This is a genomic window from Pseudovibrio sp. POLY-S9, assembly GCF_001431305.1.
Lineage (GTDB): Bacteria > Pseudomonadota > Alphaproteobacteria > Rhizobiales > Stappiaceae > Pseudovibrio.
This window is the reverse complement of record NZ_LCWX01000163.1, coordinates 110,276-122,411: the sequence shown is the minus strand read 5'-3', so window position 1 is coordinate 122,411 and position 12,136 is coordinate 110,276. Positions and strand designations below refer to the sequence as shown.

24 protein-coding genes and 1 pseudogene are annotated in these 12,136 nt (G+C 51.5%); all 25 read left to right on the top strand.

What is annotated here, in order from left to right:
• A pseudogene (tuf, locus tag PPL9_RS31370) lies at window positions 1-141 on the top strand (elongation factor Tu); the annotation flags it as partial.
• A gap of 69 nt (window positions 142-210) precedes the next feature.
• Window positions 211-519, top strand: coding sequence for a 30S ribosomal protein S10 (gene rpsJ, locus PPL9_RS15000; RefSeq protein WP_008547405.1), 309 nt, complete (start codon window positions 211-213; stop codon window positions 517-519).
• 21 nt (window positions 520-540) lie between these two features.
• On the top strand, window positions 541-1,257 hold the full coding sequence (gene rplC, locus PPL9_RS14995; RefSeq protein ID WP_057463439.1) for a 50S ribosomal protein L3: 717 nt from the start codon (window positions 541-543) through the stop codon (window positions 1,255-1,257).
• A complete protein-coding gene (gene rplD / locus PPL9_RS14990) occupies window positions 1,257-1,874 on the top strand; it encodes a 50S ribosomal protein L4 (RefSeq protein ID WP_057463438.1) in 618 nt (205 codons plus the stop codon). The genes rplC and rplD overlap by 1 nt, the downstream gene beginning before the upstream one ends.
• Window positions 1,874-2,167, top strand: coding sequence for a 50S ribosomal protein L23 (locus PPL9_RS14985; RefSeq protein ID WP_057463437.1), 294 nt, complete (start codon window positions 1,874-1,876; stop codon window positions 2,165-2,167). The genes rplD and PPL9_RS14985 overlap by 1 nt, the downstream gene beginning before the upstream one ends.
• Window positions 2,168-2,180: 13 nt before the next feature.
• On the top strand, window positions 2,181-3,014 hold the full coding sequence (rplB, locus tag PPL9_RS14980; RefSeq protein WP_057463436.1) for a 50S ribosomal protein L2: 834 nt from the start codon (window positions 2,181-2,183) through the stop codon (window positions 3,012-3,014).
• A gap of 12 nt (window positions 3,015-3,026) precedes the next feature.
• A complete protein-coding gene (rpsS, locus tag PPL9_RS14975) occupies window positions 3,027-3,305 on the top strand; it encodes a 30S ribosomal protein S19 (protein WP_057463435.1) in 279 nt (92 codons plus the stop codon).
• A gap of 2 nt (window positions 3,306-3,307) precedes the next feature.
• Window positions 3,308-3,688, top strand: coding sequence for a 50S ribosomal protein L22 (gene rplV / locus PPL9_RS14970; RefSeq protein ID WP_057463434.1), 381 nt, complete (start codon window positions 3,308-3,310; stop codon window positions 3,686-3,688).
• A complete protein-coding gene (rpsC, locus tag PPL9_RS14965) occupies window positions 3,688-4,404 on the top strand; it encodes a 30S ribosomal protein S3 (protein ID WP_057463433.1) in 717 nt (238 codons plus the stop codon). Before rplV ends, rpsC begins: the two co-directional genes overlap by 1 nt.
• Window positions 4,405-4,447: 43 nt before the next feature.
• Window positions 4,448-4,861, top strand: a complete 414-nt coding sequence (gene rplP, locus PPL9_RS14960; protein WP_057463432.1) for a 50S ribosomal protein L16 — start codon at window positions 4,448-4,450, stop codon at window positions 4,859-4,861.
• Between the two features lie 23 nt (window positions 4,862-4,884).
• On the top strand, window positions 4,885-5,085 hold the full coding sequence (gene rpmC / locus PPL9_RS14955; protein WP_057463431.1) for a 50S ribosomal protein L29: 201 nt from the start codon (window positions 4,885-4,887) through the stop codon (window positions 5,083-5,085).
• A gap of 10 nt (window positions 5,086-5,095) precedes the next feature.
• Window positions 5,096-5,338, top strand: coding sequence for a 30S ribosomal protein S17 (gene rpsQ / locus PPL9_RS14950; protein WP_057463454.1), 243 nt, complete (start codon window positions 5,096-5,098; stop codon window positions 5,336-5,338).
• A gap of 58 nt (window positions 5,339-5,396) precedes the next feature.
• Window positions 5,397-5,765, top strand: a complete 369-nt coding sequence (gene rplN, locus PPL9_RS14945) for a 50S ribosomal protein L14 (protein WP_057463430.1) — start codon at window positions 5,397-5,399, stop codon at window positions 5,763-5,765.
• On the top strand, window positions 5,765-6,082 hold the full coding sequence (gene rplX, locus PPL9_RS14940) for a 50S ribosomal protein L24 (RefSeq protein WP_057463429.1): 318 nt from the start codon (window positions 5,765-5,767) through the stop codon (window positions 6,080-6,082). Before rplN ends, rplX begins: the two co-directional genes overlap by 1 nt.
• Window positions 6,075-6,632 carry a 50S ribosomal protein L5 gene (rplE, locus tag PPL9_RS14935; protein WP_057463428.1) on the top strand — a complete coding sequence of 186 codons (558 nt, stop codon included), beginning with the start codon at window positions 6,075-6,077 and terminating at the stop codon, window positions 6,630-6,632. The genes rplX and rplE overlap by 8 nt, the downstream gene beginning before the upstream one ends.
• Window positions 6,633-6,665: 33 nt before the next feature.
• Window positions 6,666-6,971 carry a 30S ribosomal protein S14 gene (gene rpsN, locus PPL9_RS14930; RefSeq protein ID WP_057463427.1) on the top strand — a complete coding sequence of 102 codons (306 nt, stop codon included), beginning with the start codon at window positions 6,666-6,668 and terminating at the stop codon, window positions 6,969-6,971.
• Window positions 6,972-6,983: 12 nt separating this feature from the next.
• Entirely contained in the window at window positions 6,984-7,382 is a 399-nt protein-coding gene (gene rpsH, locus PPL9_RS14925; protein ID WP_057463426.1) for a 30S ribosomal protein S8, read from the top strand.
• A 44-nt stretch (window positions 7,383-7,426) separates the two neighbouring features.
• Window positions 7,427-7,960, top strand: coding sequence for a 50S ribosomal protein L6 (rplF, locus tag PPL9_RS14920; protein ID WP_057463425.1), 534 nt, complete (start codon window positions 7,427-7,429; stop codon window positions 7,958-7,960).
• Between the two features lie 11 nt (window positions 7,961-7,971).
• Window positions 7,972-8,325, top strand: a complete 354-nt coding sequence (gene rplR / locus PPL9_RS14915) for a 50S ribosomal protein L18 (protein ID WP_057463424.1) — start codon at window positions 7,972-7,974, stop codon at window positions 8,323-8,325.
• Between the two features lie 41 nt (window positions 8,326-8,366).
• Window positions 8,367-8,930: a 30S ribosomal protein S5 gene (gene rpsE, locus PPL9_RS14910; protein WP_008548041.1), complete on the top strand. Its 564-nt coding sequence runs from the start codon at window positions 8,367-8,369 to the stop codon at window positions 8,928-8,930.
• 37 nt (window positions 8,931-8,967) lie between these two features.
• Window positions 8,968-9,162: a 50S ribosomal protein L30 gene (rpmD, locus tag PPL9_RS14905; protein ID WP_057463423.1), complete on the top strand. Its 195-nt coding sequence runs from the start codon at window positions 8,968-8,970 to the stop codon at window positions 9,160-9,162.
• 19 nt (window positions 9,163-9,181) lie between these two features.
• The gene (gene rplO / locus PPL9_RS14900; RefSeq protein WP_057463422.1) at window positions 9,182-9,649 is read left to right on the top strand and encodes a 50S ribosomal protein L15; all 468 of its coding nucleotides are present in this window, start codon (window positions 9,182-9,184) and stop codon (window positions 9,647-9,649) included.
• A gap of 48 nt (window positions 9,650-9,697) precedes the next feature.
• Window positions 9,698-11,038: a preprotein translocase subunit SecY gene (gene secY / locus PPL9_RS14895; protein WP_057463421.1), complete on the top strand. Its 1,341-nt coding sequence runs from the start codon at window positions 9,698-9,700 to the stop codon at window positions 11,036-11,038.
• The gene (locus PPL9_RS14890; RefSeq protein ID WP_057463420.1) at window positions 11,035-11,607 is read left to right on the top strand and encodes an adenylate kinase; all 573 of its coding nucleotides are present in this window, start codon (window positions 11,035-11,037) and stop codon (window positions 11,605-11,607) included. The genes secY and PPL9_RS14890 overlap by 4 nt, the downstream gene beginning before the upstream one ends.
• A 222-nt stretch (window positions 11,608-11,829) precedes the next feature.
• On the top strand, window positions 11,830-12,136 hold a 307-nt coding region (rpsM, locus tag PPL9_RS14885; protein ID WP_059279746.1), incomplete at its 3' end, for a 30S ribosomal protein S13.

Genomic DNA, 12,136 nt, shown 5'->3' with positions numbered 1-12,136 from the left:
GAAATGGTGATGCCTGGTGATAACGTTGCTGTTTCAGTTGAACTTATCGTACCAATCGCTATGGAAGATGGTCTGCGCTTCGCTATCCGTGAAGGCGGGCGTACCGTCGGCGCTGGTGTTGTAGCTGAAATCATCGAATAAGAATTGAGTTCGAACTGCGGTTTGATCTTGTGTTAAACCGCAGTTGCCTTGCTCAGTTAAGGATTAGTCATGAACGGTCAGAATATACGGATCCGCCTGAAGGCGTTTGATCACCGTGTTCTTGACGCTTCCACTAAGGAAATCGTGAACACGGCGAAACGGACCGGCGCACAAGTGCGTGGACCAGTTCCGTTGCCGACGCGGATTGAGAAGTACACAGTACTTCGCGGACCGCATGTTGATAAAAAGAGCCGTGATCAGTTCGAAATGCGCACTCATAAGCGTCTTTTGGACATCGTCGACCCAACACCACAGACAGTAGATGCTTTGATGAAGCTCGACCTGGCTGCTGGCGTTGATGTCGAGATCAAGCTCTAAGTGCGGCAAGGGGACACAGTAATGCGTTCTGGAGTGATCGCACAGAAGGTGGGTATGACCCGTATCTATAACGCGGCAGGCGAACACGTGCCCGTTACAGTACTGCGTCTAGACAACTGTCAAGTTGTTGCTCACCGGACGGCAGACAAGAACGGCTACACTGCGCTTCAGTTGGGCGTAGGTGCGGCAAAAGTTAAGAACACGAACCGCGCGATGCGTGGCCACTTTGCAGTTGCAAAAGTTGAGCCTAAGCGCAAACTCGCTGAGTTCCGTGTTTCTGAAGAGAACTTGATCGAAGTTGGTGCTGAGCTTACAGCTGACCACTTCCTTAACGGTCAGTTCGTGGATGTAACCGGCACCTCTATCGGTAAGGGCTTTGCTGGTGCGATGAAGCGTCACAACTTCGGTGGTGGTCGCGCTTCTCATGGTGTGTCTGTTTCACACCGTGCGCACGGTTCTACCGGTCAGTGTCAGGATCCAGGTAAGGTGTTTAAAGGCAAGAAAATGGCCGGACACCTCGGTGCTGAACGCGTAACCACTCAGAACCTGAAAGTTGTACGTACTGACGTAGAACGTGGTCTGATCATGGTTGAAGGTTCTGTACCTGGCTCTAAAGGCGGTTGGATCCTGGTTCGTGATGCAATTAAGAAGGCTCTGCCAGAGAACGTTCCTGTACCAGGTGCATTCCGTCAGAACTCTGCTATTGCAGCGGCTGAAGCCGGGAAGGAAGGTGAGTGATGGAACTCGAGGTTAAAACCCTCGGCGGTAACGCAGCGGGTTCGATCACAGTGTCTGACGAGATCTTTGGTCTCGAGCCACGTATCGACCTAATCCAGCGTGTTGTTCGCTGGCAGCTTGCAAAGCGCCAGGCTGGTACACATAAAACTTTGGGTCGTTCCGAAGTTAATGGTACCACCAAAAAATTCGTACGCCAGAAAGGTTCTGGCGGCGCACGTCACGGTAACCGTAAAGCACCTCAGTTCCGTGGTGGTGGTAGGGCATTTGGTCCAGTTGTGCGTGAGCACGCTCATGAACTTCCTAAAAAAGTTCGTGTTCTGGGTCTGAAGCACGCTCTGTCTGCAAAAGCAGCTTCTGGCAACCTTGTTGTTGTTGAAGATGCGAAATCAGCAGAAGCCAAAACCAAGGCTCTGAAGGACCAGCTCGGTTCTCTCGGATTGAACAGTGCGTTGTTCGTGGACGGTTCTGAAGTAGATGCAAACTTCGGTTTGGCTACTCGTAACATTCCACTCGTAGATGTACTGCCGGTACAGGGTATCAACGTTTACGACATTCTTCGTCGTGATACGCTGGTCCTGACCAAAGCGGCAGTTGCAGCTTTGGAGGAGCGCTTCTAATGAGCAAGCTCGTTCACTACGACAAAATCGTATCTCCGGTGATCACCGAGAAAGCTACTTTTGCCTCTGAAGAGAATAAAGTTGTTTTCAAGGTTGCTCTCACTGCAACAAAACCGGAAATCAAAGCAGCTGTTGAAGCTCTGTTCGGCGTAAAAGTCAAAGCAGTCAACACACTGGTTCGCAAGGGTAAAACCAAGCGCTTCAAAGGTGTTGTCGGCAAACAGAACGACTTCAAAAAAGCTGTGGTCACTCTGGAAGATGGTCAGTCCATCGACGTGACGACCGGTCTGTAAGGGGTAGGACAAAATGGCACTTAAGACATTTAATCCGACATCTCCTGGCCGTCGTCAGCTGGTCCAGGTAGACCGTTCTGATCTTTGGAAAGGCAAGCCAGTCAAGAAATTGACTGAAGGTCTGTCCAAGTCCGGTGGTCGTAACAACCACGGTCGTAAGACTGCGAACAACATTGGTGGTGGTCACAAACGTACCTACCGCCTGATCGACTTCAAGCGTCGTAAATTCGACGTTGTCGGTACTGTTGAGCGTCTGGAATACGATCCAAACCGCACCGCTTTCATCGCTCTCATCACTTATGATGATGGCGAGCAGGCATACATCCTTGCACCACAGCGTCTTGCTGCTGGCGATAAGGTTGTAGCTGGTGAAGCTGTGGATATTAAGCCAGGCAACGCTATGCCTCTGGCTTCTATTCCAGTGGGTACCATCATCCACAACATCGAGATGAAGCCAGGCAAAGGCGCGCAGATTGCTCGCTCAGCTGGTGCTTACGCTCAGATCGTTGGTCGTGATGCTGGTTACACAGTCATCCGTCTGCTTTCCGGTGAACAGCGTCGCGTTCTTGGCACCTGTATGGCTACCGTTGGTGCGGTATCCAACCAGGACCACGCGAACATCAACCTTGGTAAGGCTGGTCGTTCCCGTTGGCTGGGTCGTCGCCCACACGTTCGTGGTGTTGCGATGAACCCTGTCGATCACCCACATGGTGGTGGTGAAGGTCGCACCTCCGGTGGACGTCATCCGGTTACCCCTTGGGGCAAGCCGACCAAAGGCAAGCGCACACGCAGTAACAAGTCCAGCGATAAGTTTATCGTTCGGTCTCGTCACGCGCGTAAGAAGTAAGAGGAACGGATCGTGGCACGTTCGATCTGGAAAGGGCCGTTTATTGACGGTTACCTCCTGAAGAAAGCGGATAAGGTTCGTGAATCCGGCCGGAATGAGGTCATTAAGACCTGGAGCCGACGTTCTACCGTTCTGCCGCACTTTGTGGGGTTGACTTTTGGCGTCTATAACGGTCAAAAGCACATTCCTGTTTTGATCAGTGAAGACATGGTTGGGCACAAGTTGGGCGAATTCGCTCCTTCTCGTACCTACTACGGCCATGGCGCTGACAAAAAGTCAAAGAGGAAGTAGCGATGGGCAAGCAGAAGCATGAGCGGATGCTCCCAGACAACGAGGCAAAGGCGGTTTGCCGCATGCTGCGGGTTTCCCCGCAGAAGTTGAACCTCGTTGCTGCATCCATTCGCGGTAAGAAGGTTGGTACAGCACTTGCTGATCTTACCTTCTCCCGTAAGCGCATTTCAGGCGACGTCAAGAAGACCTTGATGTCTGCTATTGCTAATGCGGAAAACAACCATGATCTCGACGTCGACAATCTTGTCGTCGCCGAGGCTTATGTTGGCAAAGCGCTTGTCATGAAGCGCTTCCAGCCGCGAGCTCGTGGTCGTGTTGGACGGATCCTAAAGCCGTTTTCCAACCTGACTATCGTGGTTCGGGAAGTTGAGGAGACTGCCTGATGGGTCAGAAGATTAATCCAATCGGTTTTCGTCTTGGCATCAACCGTACCTGGGACTCTCGCTGGTTTGCTAGCAAGAACGAATACGGCGATCTTCTTCATGAAGATTTTCGCATCCGCGAATATCTGCTTAAAGAACTTAAGCAGGCTGCTGTATCCAAGGTCGTCATTGAACGTCCGCACAAAAAGTGCCGTGTAACTATTCACTCTGGTCGTCCAGGTGTTGTTATCGGTAAAAAAGGTGCAGACATCGAACGCCTTCGCAAGAAGCTGTCCGAGATGACAAATTCGGAAGTGCACCTCAATATCGTTGAAGTGCGCAAGCCGGAGACCGATGCAGCGCTTGTTGCAGCATCTATCGCTCAGCAGCTCGAGCGTCGTGTTGCTTTCCGCCGTGCCATGAAGCGTGCAGTTCAGTCTGCAATGCGTCTTGGCGCCCAGGGCATCCGTATTAACTGCGGTGGTCGTCTTGGTGGTGCGGAAATCGCACGTATCGAATGGTACCGTGAAGGTCGCGTGCCTCTGCACACTCTTCGTGCAGACATCGACTACGGCACTGCTACAGCACACACCGCTTACGGCGCGTGTGGCGTTAAAGTCTGGATCTTCAAGGGCGAAATCCTTGAGCATGACCCAATGGCTTCTGAACGTCGTGCGACTGAAGGTGGTGGCAAGAGCGAACGCCAAGGTGGCGGTCGGCGTGAGCGCGCTGCGTAAGCAGCGCCTTCACACGGCTTAACTATTAAAGCGAGAGAAAACGATGCTGCAACCAAAGCGTACTAAGTTCCGCAAGCAGCACAAGGGCCGCATCCATGGTAATGCCAAGGGTGGTACGGACCTCAATTTTGGTGCCTTTGGCCTGAAAGCCATGGAACCAGAGCGGATCACCGCTCGTCAGATTGAGGCTGCCCGTCGTGCAATGACCCGTTACATGAAGCGTGCGGGTCGCGTGTGGATCAGAATCTTCCCGGACGTTCCTGTGTCCTCCAAGCCGGCTGAAGTCCGCATGGGTAAGGGTAAAGGTTCTCCTGAGTACTGGGCGTGCCGGGTGAAACCTGGTCGCATCATGTTCGAAATGGACGGTGTGTCTGAAGATATTGCTCGTGAAGCAATGCGTCTGGCCGCTGCTAAACTCCCAATCAAGTGCCGGTTCGTCCAGCGCATTGGTGAGTAATCGGACATCGAAAGGAAAAGGCCATGAAGGCTAGCGACGTAAGAGCTAACACCTCAGATGAGCTCAAGGCAAACCTGGAAGAACTGAAAAAAGAACAGTTCAACTTGCGTTTCCAGAGAGCAACTGGTCAGCTCGAAAACACCGCTCGTGTCCGTCAGGTTCGCCGGGACATTGCGCGGATCCAGACAGTCTTGCGCGACAAGCGCGTGTCTGACAACGCATAAGGAGCTAATGATGCCAAAGCGTATTTTGCAGGGTGTCGTTGTTAGCGATGCGAACGAAAAGACAGTAACGGTGAAGGTAGAGCGTCGCTTTACCCACCCTTTGCTGAAAAAAGTTGTGCGCCGTACGAAGAAGTATCGTGCACATGACGAAAATAATTCTTACAAGGTTGGCGACACCGTTCAAATTGAAGAGTGTGCTCCAATCTCTAAGAATAAGAAATGGACCGTTGTTTCTACGGAAGCAGCGAGCTAGTGAACGCATCCAGCATTTCTAACTTTTAGAGTGCTGAGAAAGAACAAGGCGACGAGTCATGATTCAGATGCAAACTAACCTCGACGTAGCCGATAATTCCGGCGCACGTCGTGTCATGTGCATCAAAGTGCTCGGCGGCTCCAAACGGAAGTATGCTGGCGTTGGCGACATCATTGTTGTCTCCGTCAAAGAAGCAATTCCTCGGGGTCGTGTAAAGAAGGGCGACGTGATGAAAGCGGTCGTCGTACGCACGGCTAAAGACATCCGTCGTGCTGACGGCAGTGTGATCCGGTTCGACAGCAATGCTGCCGTCCTGATCAACAACAACAAAGAACCGATCGGAACACGTATTTTTGGCCCAGTTCCTCGTGAACTGCGTGGCAAGAATCACATGAAGATCATTTCGCTTGCGCCGGAGGTGCTCTGATGCCCGCGAAGATCAAAAAGGGCGACAAAGTCGTCGTAATTGCCGGTCGTGACAAAGGAAAGACTGGGGAAGTTCTCCAGATGATTCCATCTGACAACCGCGCTGTCGTGCGTGGCGTTAACTTGGTGAAACGTCACCAGCGCCAGACCCAACAGAGCGAAGGTGGTATCATCACAAAGGAAGCTCCTATTCAGCTTTCCAATATTGCCATTGCTGATCCTAAGGATGGCAAGCCGACCCGCGTCGGTTTCACGACTAATGATGCAGGCGCCACTGTTCGTGTCGCTAAGCGTTCAGGAGACGTGATTGATGGCTGACGCTACTTACACTCCACGGCTCAAGGCGCACTACAATGATGTAGTGCGTGGTGAGCTTCAGGAGAAGTTTAACTACACCAACCCAATGATGATTCCTTCGGTCGAAAAGATCGTTTTGAACATGGGTGTTGGTGAAGCTGTTGGTGACAGCAAGAAGGCTCGTATCGCTGCTGAAGATCTTAGCTTGATTGCTGGTCAAAAGGCGGTTATTACCCGTGCTAGAAAATCTATCGCGACCTTCAAGGTTCGTGAAGATATGCCGCTGGGTACTAAAGTTACACTTCGTCGTAACCAGATGTTCGAATTCATGGATCGTTTGATCACAATCGCGCTTCCGCGTGTACGTGACTTTCGTGGCTTGAATCCGAAAAGCTTCGACGGACGTGGCAACTACGCTATGGGACTTAAAGAACACATTGTTTTCCCTGAAATTGACTACGATAAAGTAGATCAAATGTGGGGTATGGACATTGTTGTTTGTACCAATGCTAAAACCGATGACGAAGCGCGTGAACTGCTGCGCGCGTTCAACTTCCCGTTCCGCAAATAAAAGCGGTATACGGGAAAGGAACGAGGACAGACGATGGCGAAGAAAAGCGCGGTCGAGAAAAACAAGCGGCGCGTAGCTCTTGTTAGTAAATATGCTGACAAGCGTGCTGCCCTGAAGGCCATGGCCAAGGACGAGAGCTTGTCCCTGGAGGAGCGTTTCAATGCACGGCTGAAGCTTTCAAAGCTGCCGCGCAATTCCGCGCCTACACGGGTACGCAACCGGTGTGAAGTCACAGGTCGCCCACGCGGTTACTACCGCAAACTTAAGATGTCGCGTATTGCGCTTCGTGAGTTGGGTTCCCTGGGCAAGATCCCGGGTCTCGTGAAGTCGAGCTGGTAAGGAGTTACTGCTATGTCGATTTCCGATCCAGTCGGGGATATGATCACGCGCATCCGTAATGCGCAGATGCGTCGCAAATCTAAAGTAAGCACACCTGCTTCTAAGTTGCGCGCACACATCTTGGACGTTCTGATTTCTGAAGGTTACATCCGCGGTTATACCGCTGTTGACTTCGGTGCAGGCAAGTCTGAGCTTGAAATTGAGTTGAAGTATTTCGACGGTGAACCAGTGATTCGCACGATTGAGCGCGTATCTAAGCCTGGTCGTCGCGTATATTCTTCGGTCAAGAACATCCCACACGTTGCAAACGGCTTGGGTGTATCTATTCTGTCTACTCCTCAGGGCGTAATGGCAGACCACGATGCACGTGAGAAAAATGTGGGTGGTGAAGTACTTTGTCGCGTCTTCTGACGCGGCATTGCACGATTAACTAAAATAACAGACAGGTTGATCTTATGTCTCGAATTGGCAAGAAGCCAGTCCCCGTGCCAAGCGGGGTAACGGCAACGATCAACGGCCAGAATGTTATCGTTAAAGGCCCGAAGGGGGAACTCTCCTTCGTGGTCAACGATCTCGTTTCGGTCGATATGGCGGATGATGGTATCCGTCTTGATCCGCGCAACCAGTCAAAGACTGCGCGTTCTATGTGGGGTATGTCCCGCACCATGGTCGCTAACCTTATCACAGGTGTGACTTCCGGCTTCGAAAAGCAGCTGGCGATTGCCGGTGTTGGTTACCGTGCACAGGTTCAAGGTAAGACCCTTAATCTTGCTCTTGGTTTCTCTCATGATGTCAAGTTTGACATTCCTGAGGGTGTAGAAATCAAATGTCCGAAGCCGACAGAAATTGTCATCAACGGCATTGACAAGCAGCAGATAGGGCAGGTTGCCGCGAACATTCGTGAATATCGCCCACCTGAGCCATACAAAGGCAAGGGTATTCGTTATGCGGACGAGTTCATCGTTCGTAAAGAAGGCAAGAAGAAGTAACGGTACGGACCATGGCGAATGGAAATTCTTTCGAACGTCGTCGCGCCCGTGTGCGCCGTTCGATCAAAAAGGTAGCGAATGGCCGTCCTCGGCTGTCCGTTTTCCGCTCATCCAAGCAGATTTACGCTCAGATCATCGACGATACCAAGGGTGTAACCCTTGCGTCCGCGTCTACCATTGAGAAAGACGTAAAAGTAGAAAACGGCGGCAATAAAGATGCTGCTGCTGCTGTAGGCAAGCTTATTGCTGAACGCGCTATTGCTGCTGGTATCAAAGAAGTCGTGTTTGATCGTGGTGGTTATATCTATCATGGCCGTGTTCAGGCCTTGGCAGATGCAGCACGTGATAGCGGTCTGAGCTTCTGATCAGCGCCTTTTGGTGCTCCTAGAGAACGGGAAACATTATTATGGCGAGACAGGATAACCGGGATCGTGAAGAGCGCGACAGCGAATTTGTCGATAAGCTCGTTCACATCAACCGCGTCGCTAAAGTTGTAAAGGGTGGTCGTCGTTTCGGCTTCGCCGCTCTTGTAGTAGTTGGTGATCAGAAAGGCCGCGTTGGCTTTGGTCACGGTAAGGCTCGTGAAGTGCCAGAGGCCATCCGCAAAGCAACAGAAGCTGCTAAGCGTACTATGGTTCGTGTGCCACTTCGTGAAGGTCGTACTCTTCACCACGATGTTGAAGGCCGTCACGGCGCAGGTAAAGTTGTACTTCGTGCAGCACCTGCCGGTACCGGTATCATCGCTGGTGGTCCAATGCGTGCTGTGTTTGAGACACTTGGTGTCCAGGACGTTGTTGCGAAGTCCCTTGGTACTTCCAACCCGTACAACATGGTTCGTGCGACTTTCGATGCACTGAAAAAAGAAGACAGCCCGCGTTCTGTTGCAGCACGTCGTGGTCTCAAGGTATCTTCCTTGCAGGCTCGTCGTCGTGACAACGATGATGCGGCGCCAGTAAAGGCTGAGGCATAAGCCTCGCTTTTGCTGACTGAGAACAAGGGTTAGTGTCATGGCTAATACTGAAAAGACTGTAACAGTCGAACAGATCGGTAGCCCGCTTCGCCGTCCTGCTAGTCAGCGTGCTACGTTGATTGGTCTGGGCTTGAACAAGATGCACCGTCGTCGTACTCTGAAGGATACTCCAGAAGTACGCGGCATGATCCGTAAGGTTCAGCATCTGGTTCGCGTTTTAGACGAAGCATAAGCGGACCGGGAGAACTATCATGAAGCTCAACGAACTCCGGGATAACCCGGGTGCTGTTTCGGACCGAACCCGCGTAGGACGCGGTATCGGTTCCGGTAAGGGCAAGACTGGCGGCCGTGGTGTCAAAGGTCAGAAGTCCCGTTCGGGTGTTGCTATCAAGGGCTTTGAAGGCGGGCAGATGCCATTGCATCGTCGTCTTCCAAAGCGCGGCTTCACCAATATCTTTGCTAAGGACCTGAACATTGTGTCCTTGGGTCGTGTTCAGACAGCAATCGACGCTGGTAAGCTTGACGCTTCCGCGACGGTGACTGTTGAAGCACTTGTTGCAGCAGGCGTTGTTCGCCGCGTTCTGGATGGCGTACGCCTTCTGTCCGACGGTGAACTGAAAACTGCTGTAACTTTCGAAATTGCTGGTGCTTCCAAAACTGCTGTTGCAGCAGTTGAAAAAGCAGGCGGCAAGGTCGTAATCAAGGAAGGCAAGGCTTAACAGCCTTGTCTTTTTTTCGGGGTGTATCCAAACTGACCGGAGCGCGGAATGGCTTCTGCTGCCGAGCAACTTGCTTCAAACCTTAACTTTTCTGCCTTTGCTAAAGCCGAGGAACTGAAGAAGCGGATCTGGTTCACGCTAGGCGCGCTTTTGGTTTATCGATTCGGAACCTATATCCCTCTGCCTGGAATTAATCCTGACGCGCTCGCACAGGCCTTCGGAAACGTACAAACTGGCATTGTTGGCCTGTTTAACATGTTCTCCGGTGGTGCTGTCGAGCGTATGGCTATTTTTGCCCTCGGCATCATGCCTTACATTTCTGCGTCGATTATCATCCAGCTTATGACTTCTGTTGTTCCTAGTTTGGAACAGCTGAAGAAAGAGGGTGAGCAAGGCCGGAAAAAAATTAACCAGTACACACGTTTTGGTACAGTGATTCTGGCAACCTTCCAGGCCTACGGTATTTCCGTTGGTCTTGAGGCTGGCGCGAACATTGTTATCGATCCGGGCTGGTTCTTCCGTATTGCAACAGTTCTTACCCTTGTTGGTGGTACTATGTTCCTGATGTGGCTGGGTGAGCAAATCACCTCTCGCGGCATTGGTAACGGCATTTCTTTGATCATTTTCTCCGGTATTGTTGCCGGGCTTCCTTCTGCGATTGCTTCCACTTTGGAACTTGGTCGTCAGGGCGCGCTTGCAACTCCAATCATTTTGGCAGTCATCATACTGTCTGTGGTGGTTATCGGCGTTATCGTCTTCATGGAACGTGCACAGCGGCGGTTGCTGATTCAGTATCCACGTCGCCAACAAGGCAATAAGATGTTTGAGGGGAACACTTCGTTCCTGCCACTCAAACTCAATACGGCTGGTGTTATTCCACCGATTTTTGCGAGCTCCTTGTTGCTGGTACCAGCGACTGTAGCCAGTTTCCAAACCGGTGATTCCACTGGTTCGATGGCGTGGTTGACAACAATCACTGCGCTGCTGGGACACGGTCAACCGGCCTACATGGCTCTTTATGCAGCATTAATCATCTTTTTCTGCTTCTTCTACACCGCGATTGTTTTCAATCCGTCGGAGACAGCAGACAACCTCAAGAAGCATGGTGGCTTCATTCCAGGAATTCGTCCAGGCGAACGTACTGCGCAGTACATTGACCATGTGCTAACTCGCATTACGGTTGTTGGTGCAATATACATTACTCTCATTTGTTTGTTGCCAGAGTTCCTGATCTCAGCAACGGGTGTGCCGTTCTACTTCGGTGGTACGTCTCTGCTCATTGTTGTTAGCGTCACCATGGATACCGTTTCTCAGATCCAGGGACACCTTCTTGCTCATCAGTACGAGGGCTTGGTGAAGAAAACGAAGTTGAGGGGGAAACGTAGATGAGATTGATTCTTCTTGGCCCTCCTGGTGCTGGTAAAGGCACTCAGGCAGGTCGACTTGTTGCGGTGCATGGTATTGTCCAGCTTTCTACTGGTGACATGCTTCGTGCAGCTGTTGCAGCTGAAACCGAAGTCGGCTTGAAGGTTAAAGATGTTCTGACACGTGGTGACCTGGTTTCTGATGACCTGATTTGTTCCATCATTTCTGATCGTATTGATCAGGCTGATTGTGCAAAGGGCTTCATTTTGGACGGTTTCCCACGCACCATTGCTCAGGCAGACGCTCTTGGCGAACTGCTTGAGAAGAAGGACCAGAGACTTGATGCTGTTGTGCAGCTGAAGGTCGATGAAGGTATCCTTCTTGAGCGTATCGAAACACGTGCTCGTGAAAGCGCGGAAGCTCGATCCGATGACAATGCAGAGTCTTTGAAGAAGCGTCTTGCAGTTTACAACGAGCAGACAGCCCCGCTTATCAAGTACTATGGTGAGCGGAACATGCTGATGAGCGTTGATGGCATGAAGTCCGTTGACGAGGTTGCTTCAGAGATCGATACGATTTTGAGCACGGTTTAATCCGTGCTTTTTGAAGGCAGGCGCTTGCGCTTGCCTTTATAATAAAGTATAGCCGGCGCACATCGACACCATAATCGATTGGCGCCGGTTTTCCTTGGGAAACCGAGGCTGATCTTTTTGCTGTGTGATGGTGCGCCCTCAACCTGCCTGGTTGTAGGTGTGTTATCGGCAAAAAAAATGGGAGAGGGAACAAACGTACCCTCGTAATTGGAGAAAACAAACGTGGCACGTATTGCTGGCGTCAACCTTCCGACGAATAAGCGCGTAGTTATCGCGCTGCAGTACATTCATGGCATTGGTGCGAAGTTCGCGCAGGAAATCACCGAGAAAGTCGGTATTGCTGCAGAGCGTCGCGTCAACGAACTTTCTGATGCAGAAGTTCTGAAAGTCCGTGAAGCAATCGACGCTGAATACACCGTTGAAGGTGATCTTCGTCGTGAAACTGCAATGAACATTAAGCGTCTCATGGACCTTGGCTGTTACCGTGGCCTGCGCCACCGTCGTGGTCTGCCTGTTCGTGGTCAGCGCA

Excerpts from the sequence above, each read along its gene's own strand:
- rpsJ (WP_008547405.1), top strand. The coding sequence starts at position 211 with ATGAACGGTCAGAATATACGGATCCGCCTGAAGGCGTTTGATCACCGT.
- rplC (WP_057463439.1), top strand. The coding sequence starts at position 541 with ATGCGTTCTGGAGTGATCGCACAGAAGGTGGGTATGACCCGTATCTAT.
- rplD (WP_057463438.1), top strand. The coding sequence starts at position 1,257 with ATGGAACTCGAGGTTAAAACCCTCGGCGGTAACGCAGCGGGTTCGATC.
- PPL9_RS14985 (WP_057463437.1), top strand. The coding sequence starts at position 1,874 with ATGAGCAAGCTCGTTCACTACGACAAAATCGTATCTCCGGTGATCACC.
- rplB (WP_057463436.1), top strand. The coding sequence starts at position 2,181 with ATGGCACTTAAGACATTTAATCCGACATCTCCTGGCCGTCGTCAGCTG.
- rplV (WP_057463434.1), top strand. The coding sequence starts at position 3,308 with ATGGGCAAGCAGAAGCATGAGCGGATGCTCCCAGACAACGAGGCAAAG.
- rpsC (WP_057463433.1), top strand. The coding sequence starts at position 3,688 with ATGGGTCAGAAGATTAATCCAATCGGTTTTCGTCTTGGCATCAACCGT.
- rplP (WP_057463432.1), top strand. The coding sequence starts at position 4,448 with ATGCTGCAACCAAAGCGTACTAAGTTCCGCAAGCAGCACAAGGGCCGC.
- rpmC (WP_057463431.1), top strand. The coding sequence starts at position 4,885 with ATGAAGGCTAGCGACGTAAGAGCTAACACCTCAGATGAGCTCAAGGCA.
- rpsQ (WP_057463454.1), top strand. The coding sequence starts at position 5,096 with ATGCCAAAGCGTATTTTGCAGGGTGTCGTTGTTAGCGATGCGAACGAA.
- rplN (WP_057463430.1), top strand. The coding sequence starts at position 5,397 with ATGATTCAGATGCAAACTAACCTCGACGTAGCCGATAATTCCGGCGCA.
- rplX (WP_057463429.1), top strand. The coding sequence starts at position 5,765 with ATGCCCGCGAAGATCAAAAAGGGCGACAAAGTCGTCGTAATTGCCGGT.
- rplE (WP_057463428.1), top strand. The coding sequence starts at position 6,075 with ATGGCTGACGCTACTTACACTCCACGGCTCAAGGCGCACTACAATGAT.
- rpsN (WP_057463427.1), top strand. The coding sequence starts at position 6,666 with ATGGCGAAGAAAAGCGCGGTCGAGAAAAACAAGCGGCGCGTAGCTCTT.
- rpsH (WP_057463426.1), top strand. The coding sequence starts at position 6,984 with ATGTCGATTTCCGATCCAGTCGGGGATATGATCACGCGCATCCGTAAT.
- rplF (WP_057463425.1), top strand. The coding sequence starts at position 7,427 with ATGTCTCGAATTGGCAAGAAGCCAGTCCCCGTGCCAAGCGGGGTAACG.
- rplR (WP_057463424.1), top strand. The coding sequence starts at position 7,972 with ATGGCGAATGGAAATTCTTTCGAACGTCGTCGCGCCCGTGTGCGCCGT.
- rpsE (WP_008548041.1), top strand. The coding sequence starts at position 8,367 with ATGGCGAGACAGGATAACCGGGATCGTGAAGAGCGCGACAGCGAATTT.
- rpmD (WP_057463423.1), top strand. The coding sequence starts at position 8,968 with ATGGCTAATACTGAAAAGACTGTAACAGTCGAACAGATCGGTAGCCCG.
- rplO (WP_057463422.1), top strand. The coding sequence starts at position 9,182 with ATGAAGCTCAACGAACTCCGGGATAACCCGGGTGCTGTTTCGGACCGA.
- secY (WP_057463421.1), top strand. The coding sequence starts at position 9,698 with ATGGCTTCTGCTGCCGAGCAACTTGCTTCAAACCTTAACTTTTCTGCC.
- PPL9_RS14890 (WP_057463420.1), top strand. The coding sequence starts at position 11,035 with ATGAGATTGATTCTTCTTGGCCCTCCTGGTGCTGGTAAAGGCACTCAG.